12 protein-coding genes are annotated in these 18,625 nt (G+C 60.4%); 7 read left to right on the top strand and 5 right to left on the bottom strand.

The window, feature by feature from the left end; translation table 11 throughout:
* Positions 1 to 253: 253 nt before the first annotated feature.
* The 5 genes from QRN48_RS22920 to aceE form a co-directional block, all read right to left on the bottom strand.
* Positions 254 to 718, bottom strand: a complete 465-nt coding sequence (locus tag QRN48_RS22920) for an REP-associated tyrosine transposase (RefSeq protein WP_285353482.1) — start codon at positions 716 to 718, stop codon at positions 254 to 256.
* Positions 719 to 1,248: 530 nt separating this feature from the next.
* On the bottom strand, positions 1,249 to 1,911 hold the full coding sequence (gene msrA / locus QRN48_RS22915; RefSeq protein ID WP_285353480.1) for a peptide-methionine (S)-S-oxide reductase MsrA: 663 nt from the start codon (positions 1,909 to 1,911) through the stop codon (positions 1,249 to 1,251).
* A gap of 130 nt (positions 1,912 to 2,041) precedes the next feature.
* The gene (locus tag QRN48_RS22910) at positions 2,042 to 4,735 is read right to left on the bottom strand and encodes a sensor domain-containing phosphodiesterase (RefSeq protein ID WP_285353478.1); all 2,694 of its coding nucleotides are present in this window, start codon (positions 4,733 to 4,735) and stop codon (positions 2,042 to 2,044) included.
* 351 nt (positions 4,736 to 5,086) lie between these two features.
* Positions 5,087 to 6,757: a dihydrolipoyllysine-residue acetyltransferase gene (gene aceF, locus QRN48_RS22905; protein WP_285353476.1), complete on the bottom strand. Its 1,671-nt coding sequence runs from the start codon at positions 6,755 to 6,757 to the stop codon at positions 5,087 to 5,089.
* A gap of 146 nt (positions 6,758 to 6,903) precedes the next feature.
* Positions 6,904 to 9,549, bottom strand: a complete 2,646-nt coding sequence (gene aceE / locus QRN48_RS22900) for a pyruvate dehydrogenase (acetyl-transferring), homodimeric type (protein ID WP_285353474.1) — start codon at positions 9,547 to 9,549, stop codon at positions 6,904 to 6,906.
* 384 nt (positions 9,550 to 9,933) lie between these two features.
* Here aceE and glnE point away from each other — a divergent pair, with 384 nt between their 5' ends.
* From glnE to QRN48_RS22865, 7 genes are all read left to right on the top strand, one after another.
* Entirely contained in the window at positions 9,934 to 12,885 is a 2,952-nt protein-coding gene (glnE, locus tag QRN48_RS22895; RefSeq protein ID WP_285353471.1) for a bifunctional [glutamate--ammonia ligase]-adenylyl-L-tyrosine phosphorylase/[glutamate--ammonia-ligase] adenylyltransferase, read from the top strand.
* 127 nt (positions 12,886 to 13,012) lie between these two features.
* The gene (gene waaF, locus QRN48_RS22890) at positions 13,013 to 14,047 is read left to right on the top strand and encodes a lipopolysaccharide heptosyltransferase II (RefSeq protein ID WP_191942695.1); all 1,035 of its coding nucleotides are present in this window, start codon (positions 13,013 to 13,015) and stop codon (positions 14,045 to 14,047) included.
* A 1-nt stretch (position 14,048) separates the two neighbouring features.
* Positions 14,049 to 15,113 (top strand): lipopolysaccharide heptosyltransferase I, encoded by a 1,065-nt coding sequence (gene waaC / locus QRN48_RS22885; RefSeq protein ID WP_191942696.1) that lies wholly within the window; start codon positions 14,049 to 14,051, stop codon positions 15,111 to 15,113.
* Complete coding sequence (locus QRN48_RS22880; protein WP_285353468.1) at positions 15,113 to 16,237, top strand: glycosyltransferase family 4 protein; 1,125 nt, start codon at positions 15,113 to 15,115, stop codon at positions 16,235 to 16,237. The genes waaC and QRN48_RS22880 overlap by 1 nt, the downstream gene beginning before the upstream one ends.
* A complete protein-coding gene (gene rfaP / locus QRN48_RS22875; protein ID WP_191942698.1) occupies positions 16,234 to 17,040 on the top strand; it encodes a lipopolysaccharide core heptose(I) kinase RfaP in 807 nt (268 codons plus the stop codon). Before QRN48_RS22880 ends, rfaP begins: the two co-directional genes overlap by 4 nt.
* On the top strand, positions 17,040 to 17,774 hold the full coding sequence (locus QRN48_RS22870; RefSeq protein WP_037015894.1) for a lipopolysaccharide kinase InaA family protein: 735 nt from the start codon (positions 17,040 to 17,042) through the stop codon (positions 17,772 to 17,774). Before rfaP ends, QRN48_RS22870 begins: the two co-directional genes overlap by 1 nt.
* The gene (locus QRN48_RS22865; protein WP_191942699.1) at positions 17,771 to 18,526 is read left to right on the top strand and encodes a lipopolysaccharide kinase InaA family protein; all 756 of its coding nucleotides are present in this window, start codon (positions 17,771 to 17,773) and stop codon (positions 18,524 to 18,526) included. The genes QRN48_RS22870 and QRN48_RS22865 overlap by 4 nt, the downstream gene beginning before the upstream one ends.
* Positions 18,527 to 18,625: the final 99 nt, after the last annotated feature.

Genomic DNA, 18,625 nt, shown 5'->3' with positions numbered 1-18,625 from the left:
GCGCGGTGTCAGAGGGATATGCGCGGTGTCAGTAGGACCGGCTTCAGCCGGGAAGGGGCAAGTCGCAGCACCTTCAATTCTGCGGCGCGACGCCCGACGTCTTCCCCGCTAAAGCCAGTCCTACAAGGGATATGCGCGGTGTCAGAGGGATATGCGCGGTGTCAGTAGGACCGGCTTCAGCCGGGAAGAGGCCAGTTGCAACACCATCAATTCTGCGGCGCGACGCCCGACGTCTTCCCGGCTAAAGCCAGTCCTACTCGAGCACCCATTCACAACCCCACAATGGATACTCCTCCCGCTGCCTTACCAGACCTGCCCTTACTGGGTTATCAACGACGTAGCGCGCCATTTCGACAAGGTCCTCTTCGGCCCTGACCCCATGATCGTGATAACCCTTCTGCCATGTGAGTGTTTTCGCGCCGTGAGCCTTGTTCACTGCGAAGGCGCTTCTCCCCTTCAGCGCTTGCATGACCGCGGGCAGTGACCCGGCCTTGAGCGCGAACAGCCAATGCAGATGGTCGGGCATAACCACCCACGCCATTGAGTGCACAACCCCAGACTCATGCAGTTGCTCCATTTCCGTGAGCACCCTGCAGGCTATCTGAGTATCACTGAATATAGGCAGGCGATTCTTGACCACTGAGGTTACAAGATAGACGTTCCCTGACTGGGAATATCGCCCGATACGGAGAGCCCGTGCATGTTTGATTTCCTGCATTCCATTGCTCCTCTTTGTGTGAGGACAAACAATAAAAGCAGAACGCGGATTCAAGTATGGATAGTGGTTGTCAGAAGATTTCTGGCGGGCGGTGATATGTCAGTAGGACCGGCTTCAGCCGGGAAGGGGCAAGTTGCAACACCATCAATCCTGCGGCGCGACGCCCGACATGTTCCCGGCTAAAGCCAGTCCTACAAGGATATGCGCGGTGTCAGAGGGATACGCGCGGTATCAGTAGGACCGGCTTAAGCCGGGAAGGGGCAAGTTGCAACACCATCAATCCTGCGGCGCGACGCCCGACATGTTCCCGGCTAAAGCCAGTCCTACAAGGATATGCGCGGTGTCAGAGGGATATGCTCGGTGTCAGAGGGATACGCGCGGTGTCAGTAGGACCGGCTTCAGCCGGGAAGTGGCCAGTTGCAACACCATCAATTCTGCGGCGCGACGACCGACGTGTTCCCGGCTAAAGCCAGTCCTACAAGGGTTATGAGCGGTGTCAGTGGGACTTTTGAGGTTGTTGGGGGGTTGGTTCAGTTACCCGCCAGGCTCGGCGGCATGCAGACGCCTGTTCCGCCGATGCCGCAGTAGCCTTGAGGGTTTTTCGCAAGGTACTGCTGGTGATATGCCTCGGCGAAATACACGGTGGGCGCTTGATCGATCTCGGTGGTGATGTCACCAAGACCCGCCTTGTTCAGCTCGGCCTGATACACATCGGCGCTTGCTTTGGCAGCCTGCAGTTGTTCAGGCGTTGTGGCGTAGATCACCGAGCGGTACTGCGTGCCGATGTCGTTACCCTGGCGCATGCCTTGTGTCGGGTTATGCAGCTCCCAGAACATCGCCAGCAGGGCTTCGTAGCTGACCTTCGCCGGTTCGTAGACCACCAGCACGACTTCGGAATGGCCCGTCAGGCCAGAGCACACTTCTTCGTAGGTCGGGTTCGGTGTGAAACCGCCTGCGTAACCCACAACGGTGCTGACCACGCCTTCACGCTGCCAAAAGCGACGTTCCGCCCCCCAGAAGCAACCCAGCCCGAAAATCGCGAACTCAACGTCCTCGAAGAACGGTCCGAGCAGAGGTTTGCCGGTGACGAAATGAGTCTCCGGCAGCGCCATGGGGGTTTCGCGCCCGGGCAGTGCCTGCTGAGCGGTGGGTAAGACGTTTTTATTCACAAGAATTTCCGAGCGCAAAACCATGAGGCACATCCTCTCTGGGACAGAACAACCAGACGCGTTGTCATTGAAACCGGTATATGGGGTCAGAATCGGCTGATGCAAATGCAGGGCGGCAAGTGTGCCGCACTGGCGCGGAGCAGGGAAGGGTGACTCAGGCGAGCGGGCCGCGTGGATAGCGACGCAACTTCTCGATCAGGTCTTCGCCAGGAATCGGCTTGTCGAACAGGTAGCCTTGCCCAACATCGCAGCGGTGGCGACGCAAGAAGGCCAGCTGTGCGGCCGTTTCGATGCCTTCGGCGACGACGGTCAGCTTGAGGTTGTGGGCCATGGCTATGACCGCTGACGTGATCTCCATATCGTCCTGATCATCAGGAATATCGCGAATGAAGCTGCGGTCGATCTTGATCACGTCGATGGGGAATTTCTTCAAATAGCTGAACGACGAATAACCCGTGCCGAAATCGTCCATCGCCAGGGTCAGGCCCAGGGTCTTCAACGACTCCAGCTGCAGCCGCGTGTCTTCGGTTGCCTCCAGCAAGAGGCCTTCAGTCAACTCCAGCTCCAGCAGCGAAGGGTCCAGTTGCTCATCGCGAAGGATAGTGGCGAGGGAGCTGACCAGCTCCGGATCGGAGAACTGCTTGGGCGACACGTTGATCGCCACGTGGAGCTTGCCGTAACCGGCAGCTGTCAACTGCTTGCTCATTCGGCAGGACTGACGCGCGACCCATTTACCGATCGGAATGATCAGCCCGGTTTCCTCCGCGACGCTGATGAACTGATCCGGGCGGATCATGCCTTTTTCCGGATGATTCCAGCGCAACAGCGCTTCCATGCCCAACAGACGACCGCTGCGCAGGCACAGCTTGGGCTGGTAGAACACTTCGAGTTCGTTCTGCGTGAGTGCGCGACGCAGGTTGTTTTCGACAAACAGCTTGTAGCTCGCCTCAGCGTTCAGCGCCTCGGTGAACACCTGAACCTGGTGCTTGCCGTTTGCCTTGGCCTTATGCAGCGCCAAGCCTGCGTTCTTCATCAGCGTTTGCGGGTCGCGGCCGTGAATCGGCGCGCAGGCCAGCCCGACCGAGCCGGTAACGCTGATCAACTGGTTATCGACAAACATCGGCTTGTCCAGCGTGCTCAGCACTTCGCTCGCAACCCGCTGGCCTTCTTCCGGGCTGGTGTCGTCCAGCAGCACAGCGAACTCGTTGCTGGCGAAACGCGCCAGGATTCCGCTGGGGTTGAGGCTGTTACGCAGGCGACGCGCGAGGCTGATCAACAGCTTGTCGCCCGTCTGATGGCCGAGGCTGTCGTTGATGCGCTTGAAGTTGTCGATGTCGACCAGTAACAGGCTGATCGGCGTTTCGACGTCCCGGGCAAAATGCTCGTCCAGCGTGCGGATGAATGCCGGGCGATTACCCAGATTGGTCAGGTTGTCGGTGTACGCCAGCCGCTCGATCCGCTGCTGAGAGAGCTTGGCCTGAGTGATGTCTTCGTAGATTCCGATGTAATGGGTCAGCTCGCGATCGTCGCCGTATACCTTGGAGATCGACAACTGGCCCCAGTACGGTTCGAGGTTCTTGCGGCGGCTCTTGAATTCGCCCTGCCAACTGTTGCCATTGACCAGGCTGGAATTGGCATCCAGCAGCAGCTCGCTGAGATTTTCCAGGGCGGGCAGTTCCGACAGAAGCTGCCCGTGGACTTCATCGGCAGGGTACTGAGTGATCTCGGTGAAACTGGGGTTGACGTACTCGACCACGCCATCGCGGTTGACCAGCAGAAAGGCGTTGGCGCTTTGCTCCACCGCGCGCTGGAATAAGTGCAAGGCGCTGGTGGCGGTACGGCGGTTGTGATTATTGATCGCGTGGGCGAACTGATCGGCCAGCTCGCCGGCGAAGGCGATCTCATCGGACTGCCACTCGCGTGGTGCACCCGTCTGTTCCAGGCACAGGACACCCACCACATTGCCGTCAATGCGCACCGCGGCGTCCAGGATGGCGGTGATGTTTTGGGTGCGCAGTCGCTGGACCAGCTCTTTAGTGCGCGGGTCCTGCTCGACATCATTGACGTCAATGGCGCGGCTGGTGTGCAGCACCTCCAGATAGCTGGGGAATTCGCTGATGTCGATCGCGTCGGTTTTGGGGAAGGTGCTGGTGTCCCGCCGATACTCGGCAATGGGCTCAAGGGTCTGACCGGTGAGGTACCACAAGCTGGCGCAGGAGATGTCGTAGATCTCGCAGGCGCTTTTGGTGATCAGTTCAGCAGCTTCCTGCAGGGAGTTACTCGTGCTGTAGCGATGACGCGCCAGGCGCAGAATCAGGCTCTGCTGCGCGCGCACCCGCTCAAGGTGCTGCAATTGTTCGTGCTGTGCCCGTTGATTGAGCTCCAGCGCGTTCTGCAGTCGGGAATTCTGTACTTCCAGATCAGGGCTGATGGCCTGCTCAGCGGATTCGGCTTGCTCATCCACCACCATTAGGTACCCGCGCAACAGATGCCGATTGCGCTGCTTATAGCCTTCGCCGATTTCCAGCAGGCTCAAGGGCCCGCGTGCGGTGTGCAGGGTATAGCGAATGACGTAATGAGCGCTGACCGCCAACTGCGTCTGCACGGCGTCATGCAGCTGATAGCGCGCCTCTGGCTCCATGAGGCTTGCGTAGGGCGAACCCACCAGCGCGCAGAGTTCGACTGCAGGCATGCTGAATTGCTTTTCGCAGTTTGGATCCAGATACAACATGGCCCAACTGGGTTCATTCAGCCGCTCGAAACGCAGCATTCCGAGCCGCGAAGGCACCGGCAATTGCGTCACGACCTCGGCCGCCGTTCTTCCGGCAGCATCAGGTTGGCTTTTCATGAAGGAACTCGCTGTCAGGGTGCTGTCGCGTACGGGCATGGAACCCGCCTTTAAATCGCGTGCCGCAAGGTTGCATCATGGCGATCGGGCTGACAAGTGAGCGCGATGGCTTAGTGCTATAAAACTGTCGGCAGACGGTTGATTCGATGTCAGTAATGGGTCGGATTGTCTGGATGAGGTCCAGGCGCTTGATAGTCGTGCATGATCAGCTATCGGCCAAGGGTTCGCCTACTGTAGGCGTCCTTTTCAAAAAGCCAAAAAAAGCCCCGCCAGTGAGCGGGGTTGAGGCACGAGCGTGGCAGCTCGAAAATTGATCGGAGCCCGTTTCGATGGAAACGGGCTCCGTACGGCTTACAGCAGAATCGTGCGGATATCCGCCAGCAATTCGCTCAGACGCTTAGTGAAACGCGCGGCGGCTGCACCGTTGATCACTCGGTGATCGTAAGACAACGACAGCGGCAGCATCAGGCGCGGCTGGAAGGCTTTACCGTCCCAGACCGGTTGCATGGTGGCCTTGGACACGCCAAGGATCGCCACTTCAGGCGCATTGACGATCGGCGTAAAGCCGGTGCCGCCGATATGGCCCAGGCTGGAGATGGTGAAGCAGGCGCCCTGCATATCGTTGGCCGAGAGCTTCTTGGACCGTGCCTTTTCAGCCAGCTCGGCCGCTTCGGCCGCCAGTTGCAGCAGGCTCTTCTGGTCGACGTTCTTGATCACAGGGACCAACAGACCTTCCGGCGTATCCACCGCGAAACCGATGTTGAAGTACTTCTTGCGAATGATCGCCTTGCCGCTTGGCGCCAGCGAACTGTTGAAGTCCGGCAGCTCCTTGAGCAGATGCGCGCTGGCTTTGAGCAGCAGTGGCAGCACGGTCAGCTTCACACCGGCTTTCTCGGCCACGGCTTTCTGTGCGATACGGAAAGCTTCCAGATCGGTGATGTCGGCTTGGTCAAACTGAGTGACGTGCGGAATGTTCAGCCAGCTGCGATGCAAACCGGTAGCGCCCAGTTGCATCAGACGCGTCATCGGTACTTCTTCGGTTTCGCCGAAACGGCTGAAATCGACTTCCGGGATCGGCGGGATGCCCATGCCGCCGGAGGCGCCGCCAGCAGCAGGCGCATCCTTGGCTTTGGTCATGATCGACTTGACGTAGGCCTGCACGTCTTCTTTCAGCACGCGGCCATGAGGGCCGGTCGCCGAAACAGCGTTCAGCTCGACGCCAAACTCGCGAGCCAGCTGACGGACAGCCGGGCCTGCGTGAACCTTGGCGCCACTGTTGGCAGGTGCAGCGGCTGGCGCGGCGGCCGGTGCAGGAGCACTTTCAGCCTTGGCAGCCGCAGCGGCAGGCGCAGCAGCGGCCGGGGCCTTGGCTTCAGCGCTCGCCGGAGCCGGGGCTGCAGCTTGCGCCGGAGCCGCAGCGGGTGCAGCACCTGCCACTTTCAATTTGAGAATCAGATCGCCGGTGCCGACTTCGTCTTCCACTTTGACGCTGATGCTTTCGACAACGCCGGCAGCAGGAGACGGAATCTCCATCGAAGCCTTGTCGGATTCCAGGGTGATCAAGGATTGATCAGCTTCAATGCTGTCGCCCACTTTGACCATCAGCTCGATGATACGAGCCTTGCCCGACGAACCGATGTCCGGGACGTGAATATCCTGAACGGTGTCCGCCGCGGCAGGTGCAGCTGCAGCCGCTGGCGCAGCTTCGGCTTCTGCAGGTTTTTCCGCTGCGGCAGCAGGGGCTGGCGCGGCAGCAGCAGGTGCGGCAGCAGGCTCGGCAGCCGCTTCGCCTTCGACTTCCAGTTCGAACAGCTCGTCGCCTTCTTTCAGACGGTCGCCCAGCTTCACTTTCATCGCCTTGATGACACCGGCCTTCGGCGCAGGGATTTCCATGCTTGCCTTGTCGGACTCCAGCGTCAGCACGCTCTGGTCAGCCTCGATGCGATCACCGACCTTGACCATCAACTCAATGACTTCACCTTCACCGTTGCCGATGTCGGGTACGCGAATTAACTCACTCACAATGTCTCTCCTTAGGAGAACCTGTTCCTCGACTGCGCCGATCCATCTGCGACGAAACAGCCTGGATGCTCATTTACCGGAGTAAATTCCGCATCGGCGGCTGTTTCGCGCACGTCTCAGCGCTCTATTCGATCGTTACGCAGACCTTAGCAGTCCAGCGGGTTGCGCTTCTCAGGATCGATGCCGAACTTGGTAATGGCTTCAGCCACGACTTTAGGTTCGATATCGCCGCGATCGGCCAAGGCTTCCAAGGCGGCCAGCACAACGAAGTGACGGTCGACTTCGAAGAAGTTACGCAGTTTCTTGCGGCTGTCGCTACGGCCGAAGCCGTCGGTGCCCAGAACCTTGTATTCCTTGGTCGGAACCCACTGACGGATCTGGTCAGCGAACAGTTTCATGTAGTCGGTGGACGCGATTACGGGACCCTTACGGCCATTGAGGCACTCTTCAACGTAGCTCAACTGTGGCTTCTGGCCCGGCTTCAGACGGTTGCTGCGCTCGACGGCCAGGCCGTCGCGACGCAATTCGTTGAAGCTGGTGACGCTCCAGACGTCCGCACCGATATTGAATTGCTCGCGCAGGATCTTCGCCGCTTCGCGGACTTCACGCAGGATGGTGCCCGAACCCAGGAGCTGCACGTGGTGCGCGGCTTCCTTGGTGTCTTCTTCCAGCAGGTACATGCCCTTGATGATGCCTTCCTCGGAACCGGCCGGCATGGCGGGTTGCGTGTAGGACTCGTTCATCACGGTCAGGTAGTAGAAGACGTCCTGTTGCTCTTCGAACATCTTCTTCATGCCGTCCTGAATGATCACCGCCAGCTCGTAGCCGTAGGTTGGATCGTAGGTGCGGCAGTTCGGGATGGTCGACGCCAGAATGTGGCTGTGACCGTCTTCGTGCTGCAGACCTTCACCGTTCAGGGTGGTACGGCCGGCGGTGCCGCCGATCAGGAAGCCACGGGTGCGGCTGTCGCCTGCAGCCCATGCCAGGTCGCCAATCCGCTGGAAGCCGAACATCGAATAGAAGATGTAGAACGGAATCATCGGCTGGTTATGGCTGCTGTACGACGTACCGGCAGCGATAAACGAGGACATGGCGCCGGCTTCGTTGATGCCTTCTTCGAGGATCTGGCCCTTTTTGTCCTCGCGGTAGAACATCACTTGTTCTTTGTCGACTGGCTCGTACAGCTGGCCTACGGAAGAGTAGATGCCCAGCTGGCGGAACATGCCTTCCATACCGAAGGTACGCGCTTCGTCCGGGATGATCGGAACGATGCGCTGCCCCACTTCCTTGTCCTTGACCAATTGGGTCAGGATGCGCACGAACGCCATGGTGGTGGAGATTTCGCGGTCGCCTGAACCATCAAGGATGGCTTTGAGGGTTTCCAGAGGCGGGGTCGGCAGGTTGAAGCTCTGCGCGCGGCGCTGCGGCACGAAACCACCCAGGGCGGCACGGCGTTCTGCCAGATAGCGCGCTTCGGCGCTGCCTTCTTCAGGCTTGTAGAACGGCAGGGCTTCAAGCTGATCGTCTTTGATCGGAATGCTGAAGCGGTCACGGAAGTGACGCAGGCTGTCGACGTCAACCTTCTTGGTGTTGTGCGCGGTGTTTTTCGCTTCACCGGCGCCCGTGCCATAACCCTTGATGGTCTTGGCCAGAACAACGGTCGGCTGACCCTTGTGGTTGACCGCTTCGTGGTAGGCCGCATAGACCTTGTACGGGTCGTGGCCGCCACGGTTGAGTTTCCAGATTTCGTCGTCGGACATGTCCGCAACCATCGCCTTGAGTTCTGGCGAGTTGAAGAAGTGTTCGCGCACGAAAGCGCCGTCTTTGGCCTTGTAGTTCTGGTATTCGCCGTCGATGACTTCGTCCATGCGACGTTGCAGGATGCCGTCGACGTCCTTAGCCAGCAGTGGGTCCCAGAAACGGCCCCAGATGACTTTGGTCACGTTCCACTGAGCACCGCGGAACACGCCTTCCAGTTCCTGGATGATCTTGGCGTTGCCGCGAACCGGACCGTCCAGGCGCTGCAGGTTGCAGTTCACCACGAAGATCAGGTTGTCGAGCTTCTCGCGACCGGCCAGGGCGATGGCGCCCAGGGATTCCGGCTCGTCGGTCTCGCCGTCGCCCAGGAAGCACCAGACTTTCTGCTTGCCTTCAGGGATGTAACCGCGGTGCTCCAGGTACTTCATGAAGCGCGCCTGGTAGATCGCCTGAATCGGACCCAGACCCATGGACACGGTCGGGAACTGCCAGAAGTCTTTCATCAGCCACGGGTGTGGATAGGACGACAGGCCATTGCCGTCGACTTCCTGACGGAAGTTGTTCATTTGCTCTTCGGTGATGCGACCTTCCATGAACGCACGGGCGTAGACGCCTGGCGATGCGTGACCCTGGAAGTAGATCAGGTCGCCGCCGTGTTCGTCGGTCGGGGCCTGGAAGAAATAGTTGAAGCCGATGTCGTACAGGGTTGCGCTGGAAGCGAAGCTGGAGATGTGACCGCCCAGATCCGGGTCGCCGATGTTGGTCTTGACCACCATCGCCAAGGCGTTCCACCGTACCAGCGAGCGAATGCGGCGTTCCATGAACAGGTCGCCGGGCATGCGTGCTTCGTGGGTGACGGGGATGGTGTTGCGATAAGGCGTGGTGATGGCGTACGGCAGCTGCGAACCACTGCGTGTGGCCAGCTCGCCCATACGGGTCATCAGGTAATGAGCACGGTCTTCGCCTTCTTTGTCGAGAACCGATTCCAGGGCGTCCAGCCATTCCTGGGTTTCGACGGGATCGAGGTCTTGCATGGCTTGCTCCAGGGCGGAAAGGCTTCCAGAATCGGTTGCCTGAGTTTGTTGCGACTGGCCTTGTGGGCAGACGATGTAAAATTCTTGGATGACCGGATGGGTCCCCGGTGTTGTGTAGTTTTACTACAAATCTCGGGCTAATTCAGCTTTTTGACTTGTATATACAGTAGTAAAACTACACCTGAGCGATGTAGGTGCTCGTGATGCAGTGTCCGGTAAAACGAAGAGCTTGGCTCAAATACCTGACGAATTGCCTGGTTAGGCATTCGTGAACCAATAATCTTCGCTCACCCGCAATTTTTAACCTTTGTTCGACAGTCCGCGTCATGAAGCTCATGAAACCGGGCGGCGGACTGCCTTTTGAACGCCGATCAAGGATAGACCATGAGCCTTCCCCCGCTGGCCGAGCTGCCGGCTGTCCTCTTGCCTTTGGTTACCCGCGCGCGCCAGTCCTGGTGCAGCGCGCTGGAGTCTCTGACAGACGAAGCCAGGCGGCAGTTTCAAGCCTGGCCCAAGGGACGGCTATCGGCGTTCGATCGCGTATGTGCCGCCAGCGATTTTGTCGCCGACCAGGTATCACGCGATCCGCTGATGCTGCTCGACCTCGCCGAAACCGGTGAGCTGGAGCGCAGTTTTCAGCCCGGCGAGCTGCTCGGGCAACTCGCCAATGCGGTTGTCCAGGCGGCCAGCGACGATGAACTGGGGCGTAATCTACGTCGTCAACGCACGCGCCAGCAAGTGCGAATTATCTGGCGGGATCTGACCCGGCAGGCTGATCTGGTGGAAACCTGCCGCGATCTCTCGGACATGGCAGATGGCTGCATCGACCTGGCTTACAAGTGGCTGTACGAACGCCATTGCCAGCAGTTCGGCACGCCGACCGGCCGTCGGACAGGCGAGCCGCAACAGATGGTCATCCTTGGGATGGGCAAGCTGGGCGCCGTTGAGTTGAACCTGTCGTCAGACATCGATCTCATCTTTGCCTACCCGGAAGGCGGCGAAACCCAAGGCGTCAAACGTCCGCTGGACAACCAGGAGTTTTTCATCCGCCTCGGCCAGCGATTGATCAAGGCGCTGGACCCGGTCACCGTCGATGGCTTTGTCTTTCGCGTCGACATGCGCCTGCGCCCATATGGATCTTCCGGTGCGCTGGTGCTCAGTTTCAATGCATTGGAGCAGTACTATCAGGACCAGGGTCGCGACTGGGAACGCTATGCCATGATCAAGGCGCGGGTGGTCGGCGGCGATCAGCAGAAGGGCAGCGAACTGCTCGACATGCTGCGGCCCTTTGTCTACCGCCGCTACCTGGACTTCTCGGCAATCGAAGCGTTGCGCACCATGAAGCAGCTGATCCAGCAGGAAGTTCGGCGCAAAGGCATGGCCGAGAACATCAAGCTGGGTTCGGGTGGCATTCGCGAGGTGGAATTCATCGCTCAGGCGTTTCAGCTGATTCACGGCGGACGTGATCTGAGTCTGCAGCAGCGACCGCTGCTCAAGGTGCTCAAAACCCTTGAAGGCCAGGGCTACTTGCCAGCTGCGGTCATTGATGAATTGCGCGAAGGCTATCAATTCCTGCGTTATACGGAGCACGCCATTCAGGCGATTGCCGACCGCCAGACGCAAATGCTCCCGGACGACTCGCAGGATCAGGCGCGCATCGCATTCATGATGGGCTTTGCCGACTGGACGACTTTCCATGGGCAATTGATGTACTGGCGTGGCCGCGTCGAATGGCACTTCCGCCAAGTGATCGCCGACCCGGATGAAGAAGAGGGGCAGCAGGACCACGGCGAGGAAATCGTCGGCGGCGAGTGGCTGCCGTTGTGGGAAGAGTCACAGAACGAGGAGAGCGCCTGCCTTCAATTGCAGGAGGGCGGGTTCGCTGATGCGACCAAAGCGCTGAAAAATCTGAGCAACCTGCGCAGCAGTTCTCAGTTGCGCTCGATGCAGCGTCTTGGCCGCGAGCGTTTGGATGCGTTCATTCCCCGGCTGCTCGCGCAGGCCGTGGAGCACGATAATCCCGATTTGGTGCTGGAGCGCGTGCTGCCGCTGGTTGAAGCGGTGGCGCGTCGTTCGGCGTATCTGGTCTTGCTGACCGAAAACCCTGGCGCGTTGCGTCGATTGCTGACCCTGTGCGCGGCGAGTCCCTGGATTGCCGAGCAAATTGCCCGCTTCCCGCTGTTGCTCGACGAATTGCTCAACGAAGGCCGGTTGTTCAGCCCGCCCCAGGCCCTTGAACTGGCAGCCGAGCTGCGCGAGCGTTTGACACGGATTCCCGAGGACGACCTGGAGCAGCAGATGGAGGCGTTGCGGCACTTCAAACTGGCGCACCGGCTGCGCGTCGCCGCCTCGGAAATCACCGGCAGTTTGCCGCTGATGAAAGTCAGCGATTACCTGACCTGGCTGGCCGAAGCGATTCTGGAACAAGTGCTGGCGCTCGCCTGGCGCCACACCGTCGCCCGCCACGGCGCGCCACGCCGTCCGGACGGTACGTTGTGCGACCCCGGGTTTGTCATCGTAGGCTACGGCAAAGTGGGCGGCATCGAACTGGGTCACGGTTCGGATCTGGACCTTGTGTTCATTCACGATGGCGATCCCCAGGCTGAAACCGACGGCGCCAAGCCGATCGACGGCGCGCAATTCTTCACCCGGCTCGGCCAACGGATCATTCACCTGATCACCACCCAGACCAATTCCGGCCAACTGTACGAAGTCGACATGCGCCTGCGTCCGTCGGGTGCCGCGGGCTTGCTGGTCAGTTCCCTCGGGGCATTTTCCCGTTATCAGGAGAACGAGGCCTGGACATGGGAGCATCAGGCGCTGGTCCGCGCACGCGTGCTGGTGGGCAGCACTGACGTGGGGCGACAATTCGAGGCCGTGCGCGCGTCCGTACTCGGCCGGGAGCGGGATTTACAGAAGCTGCGCCAGGAGGTCAGCGAGATGCGCACCAAGATGCGCGACAACCTCGGCACCCGCGCCACGGCGGCAGGCAAGGCGGCGAATGCGTTTGAGCCCACGTCCCGCTTCGACCTCAAGCAGGACGCCGGAGGTATCGTCGATATTGAATTTATGGTGCAATACGCGGCCCTGGCGTGGTCCAGAGAGCATCCCGCGCTGCTTCGCTACACCGATAACATCCGCATTCTGGAAGGCCTTGAAGAGGCGGGTCTGATGGCCGCCGCTGATGCCGGTCTGCTGCGTGAGGCGTACAAGGCTTATCGCTCGGCCGCGCACCGGCAGGCTCTGCAGAACGATCCGGGCGTAGTGGCCGGTGACCAGTTCGCAACCGAGCGGCGGGAAGTGATGCGGATCTGGGAGCAGCTGGGGTTGAGTTGATCGCGGGCAGGGTTCGGATCTAACGGATCTCTATAAAGCTATGACAGGGAGGCGTCAGGCGGCGTGTGCAAGCATCACGCAGTCTGATGGGCCTCCCTGCTCGTTTCTGGTCGTTTTTGGATTGAGCATGAGAATTCTGATCGTAGGGCCCAGCTGGGTCGGTGACATGGTGATGGCGCAGACGCTGTTCCAGTGCCTGAAGCAGCGTCACCCGCAGTGCGAAATCGATGTGCTGGCGCCCGAGTGGAGCCGGCCGATTCTCGAACGCATGCCCGAAGTGCGCACCGCCTTGAGCTTCCCGCTCGGCCATGGCGCGCTGGAACTTGCCACGCGCCGGCGCATTGGCAGGTCCTTGAAAGGCCAGTACGACCAGGCGATTCTGCTGCCCAACTCGCTCAAGTCGGCACTGGTACCGTTCTTTGCCGGTATTCCCAAGCGCACCGGTTGGCGCGGCGAGTATCGCTACGGCCTGCTCAATGACGTTCGCACCCTCGACAAACAGCGTTACCCGCTGATGATTGAGCGTTTCATGGCCCTGGCCTACGACAAAGGTGCCGAACTGCCACGGCCTTATCCACAACCCAGCCTGCAAATCCAGCCGGCCAGCCGTGACGCGGCATTGGCCAAGTTCGGCCTGAGCCTCGACCGCCCGGTGCTGGCGCTGTGTCCGGGCGCCGAGTTCGGTGAATCCAAACGCTGGCCCTCCGAGCATTACGCCAAGGTCGCCGAGGCGCGCATTCGCGAAGGCTGGCAGGTGTGGCTGTTCGGTTCGAAGAATGACCATGCGGTGGGCGAGAGCATTCGTGAGCGGCTGATTCCCGGCCTGCGTGAAGAATCCGTCAACCTCAGCGGCGGCACCTCTCTGGCCGAAGCCATTGACCTGCTGTCCTGCGCGGACTCCGTTGTGTCCAACGACTCGGGGCTGATGCACGTGGCCGCTGCGCTGAATCGCCCATTGGTGGCGGTGTACGGTTCGACGTCACCCGGCTTCACGCCGCCGCTGGCCGATCAGGTAGAAGTTGTTCGGCTCGGTATCGAATGCAGCCCATGCTTCGACCGCACCTGTCGTTTCGGTCATTACAACTGCTTGCGCTTGCTGGAGCCTGAGTCCGTGCTTCAAGCGCTGGGCCGCATCAGCGGCACGCCGGTCGAGGTTTCCTGACTTGCGGGTATTGCTGATCAAAACTTCCTCGCTGGGCGATGTTATCCACACGTTGCCCGCGCTGACCGATGCGCTGCGCGCGCTGCCCGGCATCCAGTTCGACTGGGTGGTGGAAGAGGGGTTCGCCGAGATACCGACCTGGCACCCGGCGGTTGCCAATGTGATACCCGTCGCGATTCGGCGTTGGCGCAAAAACCTCTGGCAGACCTTTAGAAAGGGTGAATGGCGCCAGTTCAAACAGCGGCTGCGCGACACGCGCTACGATCTGGTCATCGATGCCCAAGGCCTGCTGAAAAGCGCCTGGCTCACTCGCTACGTCAAGGCGCCGATCGCCGGGCTGGACAAGGCCTCTGCGCGCGAGCCCATGGCCGCCCGTTTCTACGACCGTCCTTACGCCGTTGCGCGCGGCCAGCATGCGGTTGAGCGTTTGCGGCAGTTGTTTGGTCAGGCGCTGGGCTACGCTGTACCGGCCGGGCTGGGTGATTACGGCCTGGATCGCAGCAGGTTGCTGGAGCCGGACAGCGGCTTGCCTTTTGTGTTGTTCTTGCACGGCACGACCTGGGACAGCAAGCACTGGCCGGAGCTGTATTGGCGGCAGCTGGCTGAACGCATGATCGGCCGAGGGCTGGAAGTTCGTCTGCCGTGGGGCAACCCGGCCGAAAAGGCGCGGGCTGAGCGAATTGCCGATGGCCTGGATAACGCCGTGGTGCTGCCCAAGCTCAATCTGGCAGGGGTCGCTCGCGTTCTGGCGGCTGCGCAAGGCTGCGTTGCAGTGGACACCGGGCTCGGCCATCTGGCCGCTGCGCTGGACGTACCGACACTGTCGCTGTTTGGCCCAACCAATCCGGGCCTCACCGGGGCGTACGGCAAGTCGCAGGTTCATCTGGCAGCCGATTATCCTGCCTGCGCTCCCTGCCTGCAAAAGAAATGCACTTACCGACCGACGCCGGAAGATCAGCGTCAGGTCGACACCGAACGCGAGTGGCCCATGTGCTTCACTCGCCTGAATCCCGAGCGGGTAGCGAACCAGTTAGGCGCGCTATTGCTGGCAAAGGAACATCCCTGATGCAACTGGCATTCGTGCTCTACAAATACTTTCCCTTCGGTGGCCTGCAGCGCGACTTCATGCGCATTGCACTGGAGTGCCAGCAGCGTGGCCATAAAATTCGTGTCTACACCCTGATCTGGGAGGGCGACGTGCCGCCCGGCTTCGAGGTGCTGGTGGCGCCGGTCAAGGCAATCTTTAATCATCGCCGTAACGAAAAACTCACCGACTGGATGAACGCCGACCTGGCCAAGCGCCCTGTGGACAGGCTGATCGGCTTCAACAAGATGCCCGGCCTGGACGTGTACTACGCCGCCGACGGTTGTTACGAAGACAAGGCCCAGAATCTGCGCCATGGCCTGTACAAATACTGGGGCCGCTACCGTCATTTCGCCGACTACGAGCGGGCAGTGTTCGCCAGGGACGCGAAGACCGAAGTACTGATGATTTCGGAAGTACAACAGCCACTGTTCATCAAACACTACGACACGCCGCTTGAGCGCTTTCATCTGCTGCCGCCGGGGATATCCCAGGACCGCCGGGCCCCGGCCAACGCCGCCGATATCCGCACCGAATTCCGTCGCGAGTTCAAGCTGGGCGACGACGATCTGCTGCTCGTGCAAATCGGCTCCGGCTTCAAGACCAAAGGCGTCGATCGCAGCCTCAAGGCGCTGGCGGCCCTGCCTGCCGAACTGAAAAAACGCACGCGGCTGTTTGTAATCGGCCAGGACGACCCCAAGGTATTCCAGCTGCAGAGCACGACGCTGGGCCTGGGCGAGCACGTCACGTTCATGAAAGGGCGCAGCGACATACCGCGGTTTCTGTTGGGCGCCGACCTGTTGATCCATCCGGCCTACAACGAAAACACCGGCACCGTGCTGCTTGAGGCGCTGGTGGCAGGACTCCCGGTGCTGGTCAGTGCGGTGTGCGGGTACGCCCATTACATCGCCGAGGCCGACAGCGGTCTTGTCCTGGACGAGCCGTTTGAACAGAACCAGCTCAATCAGTACCTGGCCCGCATGCTCAAGGACGACTCCGCGCGCAGCACCTGGAGCCGCAACGGGCTGGCATTCGCCGACACGGCTGACCTTTACAGCATGCCGCAGCACGCTGCGGATGTGATTCTGGCGGAGCACCACGGATGAAACTGATCCTTGCTGAACCCTTCAAGTCCCTCTGGGCCGGGCGCGATGCGTTCGAGGCCGTGGAGGCGCTGGACGGCCAGGTGTATCGCGAACTTGAGAACCGGCGCACGTTGCGCACCGAGGTCGACGGCCGTGGTTACTTCGTCAAGATCCATCGCGGCATTGGTTGGGGTGAAGTGGCAAAGAACCTGCTGACCGCGAAACTGCCAGTGCTGGGCGCAGGTCAGGAGTGGGAGGCGGTCAATCGACTGCATGAAGTCGGCGTTCCAACCATGACCGCCGTGGCGTACGGTGAGCGGGGGAACAACCCGGCCATGCAGCACTCGTTCATCATCACCGAAGAGCTGGCACCGACCGAAAGCCTGGAAGACGTCAGCCTCAACTGGCGCACCGAGCCCCCCGAGCCACGCATGAAGCGCGCGTACATCGCCGAAGTGGCACGACTGGTCGGGATGATGCATCGCGCCGGGGTCAATCACCGCGACTGCTACATCTGCCATTTTCTGCTGCACACCGACAAACCCGTCACACCCGAGGACTTCAAACTCTCGGTGATCGACCTGCATCGTGCCCAGACCCGCCCGGCAATCACCCAGCGCTGGCGTAACAAGGACCTGGCCGCGCTGTATTTCTCGGCGATGGACATCGGCCTGACCCGACGCGACAAGTTGCGTTTTCTCAAGGGCTATTTCCAGCAGCCGCTGCGGCAGATTCTGGCCCAGGAGTCGGCGTTGTTGAGCTGGCTGGAAGGCAAAGCCGAAAAACTCTACCAGCGCAAATTGCGCTACGGGGACGCGCTCTGATGGCGGGCTGGAATCTGGAGCCTGGCTACGCGGCGCTGACGGATGATTTCGGCACGCTCGACGCCGTTTTCGCGCTTAAGGGCGAGCGGCTGACGCGTGACCCGTTGTCTGAAGTCATCCGCGTCGAACGCGGCGGCGTGAATTATTACGTCAAGCGCTACGTCGCAGCAGGCAAAGGCTTGCGGCGGTATCTGGGTCGTCCTCGTGTCAAGTCCGAGTGGCAGAACCTCAAGCGCTTCGCCAAATGGGGTATTCCCACAGCAGAGGTCGTTGCATGGGGGCTGGAGCGCAATGGTGCCGCCTACGACCGTGGCGCATTGATCACCCGTGAACTGCCGCGCACTGAAGACCTGTCCGAACTGGCGCGGCTCAATGACACCCGTCTAGACAGCCGCGCCTGGGTCAACGGCGTCAGTCAGCAGGTGGCGCGTTACACCCGAACCATGCACGACCATCACTTCACGCATAACGATCTGAAGTGGCGCAACTTGCTGGTAGACGATCAATCCACCGTGTTCCTGATCGACTGCCCCAACGGCGCGTTCTGGGTCAGCTTCATGCTGCGCTATCGGATCACCAAGGACCTTGCGTGCCTGGACAAGGTTGCCAAATATCACCTGTCAGCCACCCAGCGTCTGCGTTTCTATCTGCAATACCGTGGGCGTGAACGCTTGAATGATTCAGACAAAAAGCGCATTCGCCACATCGTCAGTTTTTTTGAGGGTCGCGAATGACTGTTTTCATTGCCGAGGCCGACCGGGGTCTGCTCGAACGACACGGCCTGGCAACCTTTGAGGCGCTATGGGACGTACAACTCGATGCGGTCGACGAGCCCAATACCGGTCGTGGTGGCTGGAGCAGTGTGTTTCGCCTGGAGCTGGAAGGCTCCGGCTACTACCTCAAGCGCCAAAGCAACTACCTGACCTACACCCTGCATCATCCCTTCGGCGAGCCGTCGTTCTCGCGGGAGTTTCGTAATATCAGCCTGTATCAGAAGCTGGGTATACCGGCGCTGCACGCCGTGTTTTATGCCGACAGGAAGGTAGGCGGCGAACACCGTGCCATTCTGATGACCCGCGCGCTGGACGGCTGGACTGATCTGGACACGCTGTTGCAAGACTGGCCCGAGCGAGCGGCCACCGAGCGGTTGGCGATCCTGCAGGCGTGCGGGCAACTGGCGCGCACGCTGCACAAGGCCGGGCAGGTACACGGTTGTTTTTACCCCAAGCACATATTCATGAAGGCGCGTGGCGGGGCGTACATGGCGCAACTGATTGACCTGGAGAAGACGCGCAAGTCCATCTTCGGTCAGCGCGACCGGGTCAAGGACATCGAACCTTTGCTGCGTCGCGCACCGGTGTGGAGCGAGGCCGACATCCGCGAGCTGCTGGCGGCGTATGTGCAGGCTCCTGCCGACAGCGGGCTGGTTGACGCGTGGTGGCAACGGGTCGCCAAACGGGGCAGCCACAAGCGGCGGGATCGGTAGGCATCGCTTGGCGTGCCTGATTGATCACTGTCCTGAGCAAACCTGTAGGAGCCGGCTTGCTGGCGAATGCGGCTTTTTGGGTTACGCATATAAGACGGT

The organism is Pseudomonas sp. ME-P-057, from assembly GCF_030208975.1.
GTDB lineage: Bacteria > Pseudomonadota > Gammaproteobacteria > Pseudomonadales > Pseudomonadaceae > Aquipseudomonas > Aquipseudomonas lutea.
This window is presented reverse-complemented; position numbering and strand designations above follow the sequence as displayed.

Bases quoted from the DNA above. Each gene is read 5' to 3' on its own strand.
- QRN48_RS22910 (WP_285353478.1), bottom strand. From the start codon at position 4,735: ATGAAAAGCCAACCTGATGCTGCCGGAAGAACGGCGGCCGAGGTCGTG.
- glnE (WP_285353471.1), top strand. From the start codon at position 9,934: ATGAGCCTTCCCCCGCTGGCCGAGCTGCCGGCTGTCCTCTTGCCTTTG.
- waaF (WP_191942695.1), top strand. From the start codon at position 13,013: ATGAGAATTCTGATCGTAGGGCCCAGCTGGGTCGGTGACATGGTGATG.
- msrA (WP_285353480.1), bottom strand. From the start codon at position 1,911: ATGGTTTTGCGCTCGGAAATTCTTGTGAATAAAAACGTCTTACCCACC.
- QRN48_RS22880 (WP_285353468.1), top strand. From the start codon at position 15,113: ATGCAACTGGCATTCGTGCTCTACAAATACTTTCCCTTCGGTGGCCTG.
- QRN48_RS22870 (WP_037015894.1), top strand. From the start codon at position 17,040: ATGGCGGGCTGGAATCTGGAGCCTGGCTACGCGGCGCTGACGGATGAT.
- rfaP (WP_191942698.1), top strand. From the start codon at position 16,234: ATGAAACTGATCCTTGCTGAACCCTTCAAGTCCCTCTGGGCCGGGCGC.
- aceE (WP_285353474.1), bottom strand. From the start codon at position 9,549: ATGCAAGACCTCGATCCCGTCGAAACCCAGGAATGGCTGGACGCCCTG.
- QRN48_RS22865 (WP_191942699.1), top strand. From the start codon at position 17,771: ATGACTGTTTTCATTGCCGAGGCCGACCGGGGTCTGCTCGAACGACAC.
- QRN48_RS22920 (WP_285353482.1), bottom strand. From the start codon at position 718: ATGCAGGAAATCAAACATGCACGGGCTCTCCGTATCGGGCGATATTCC.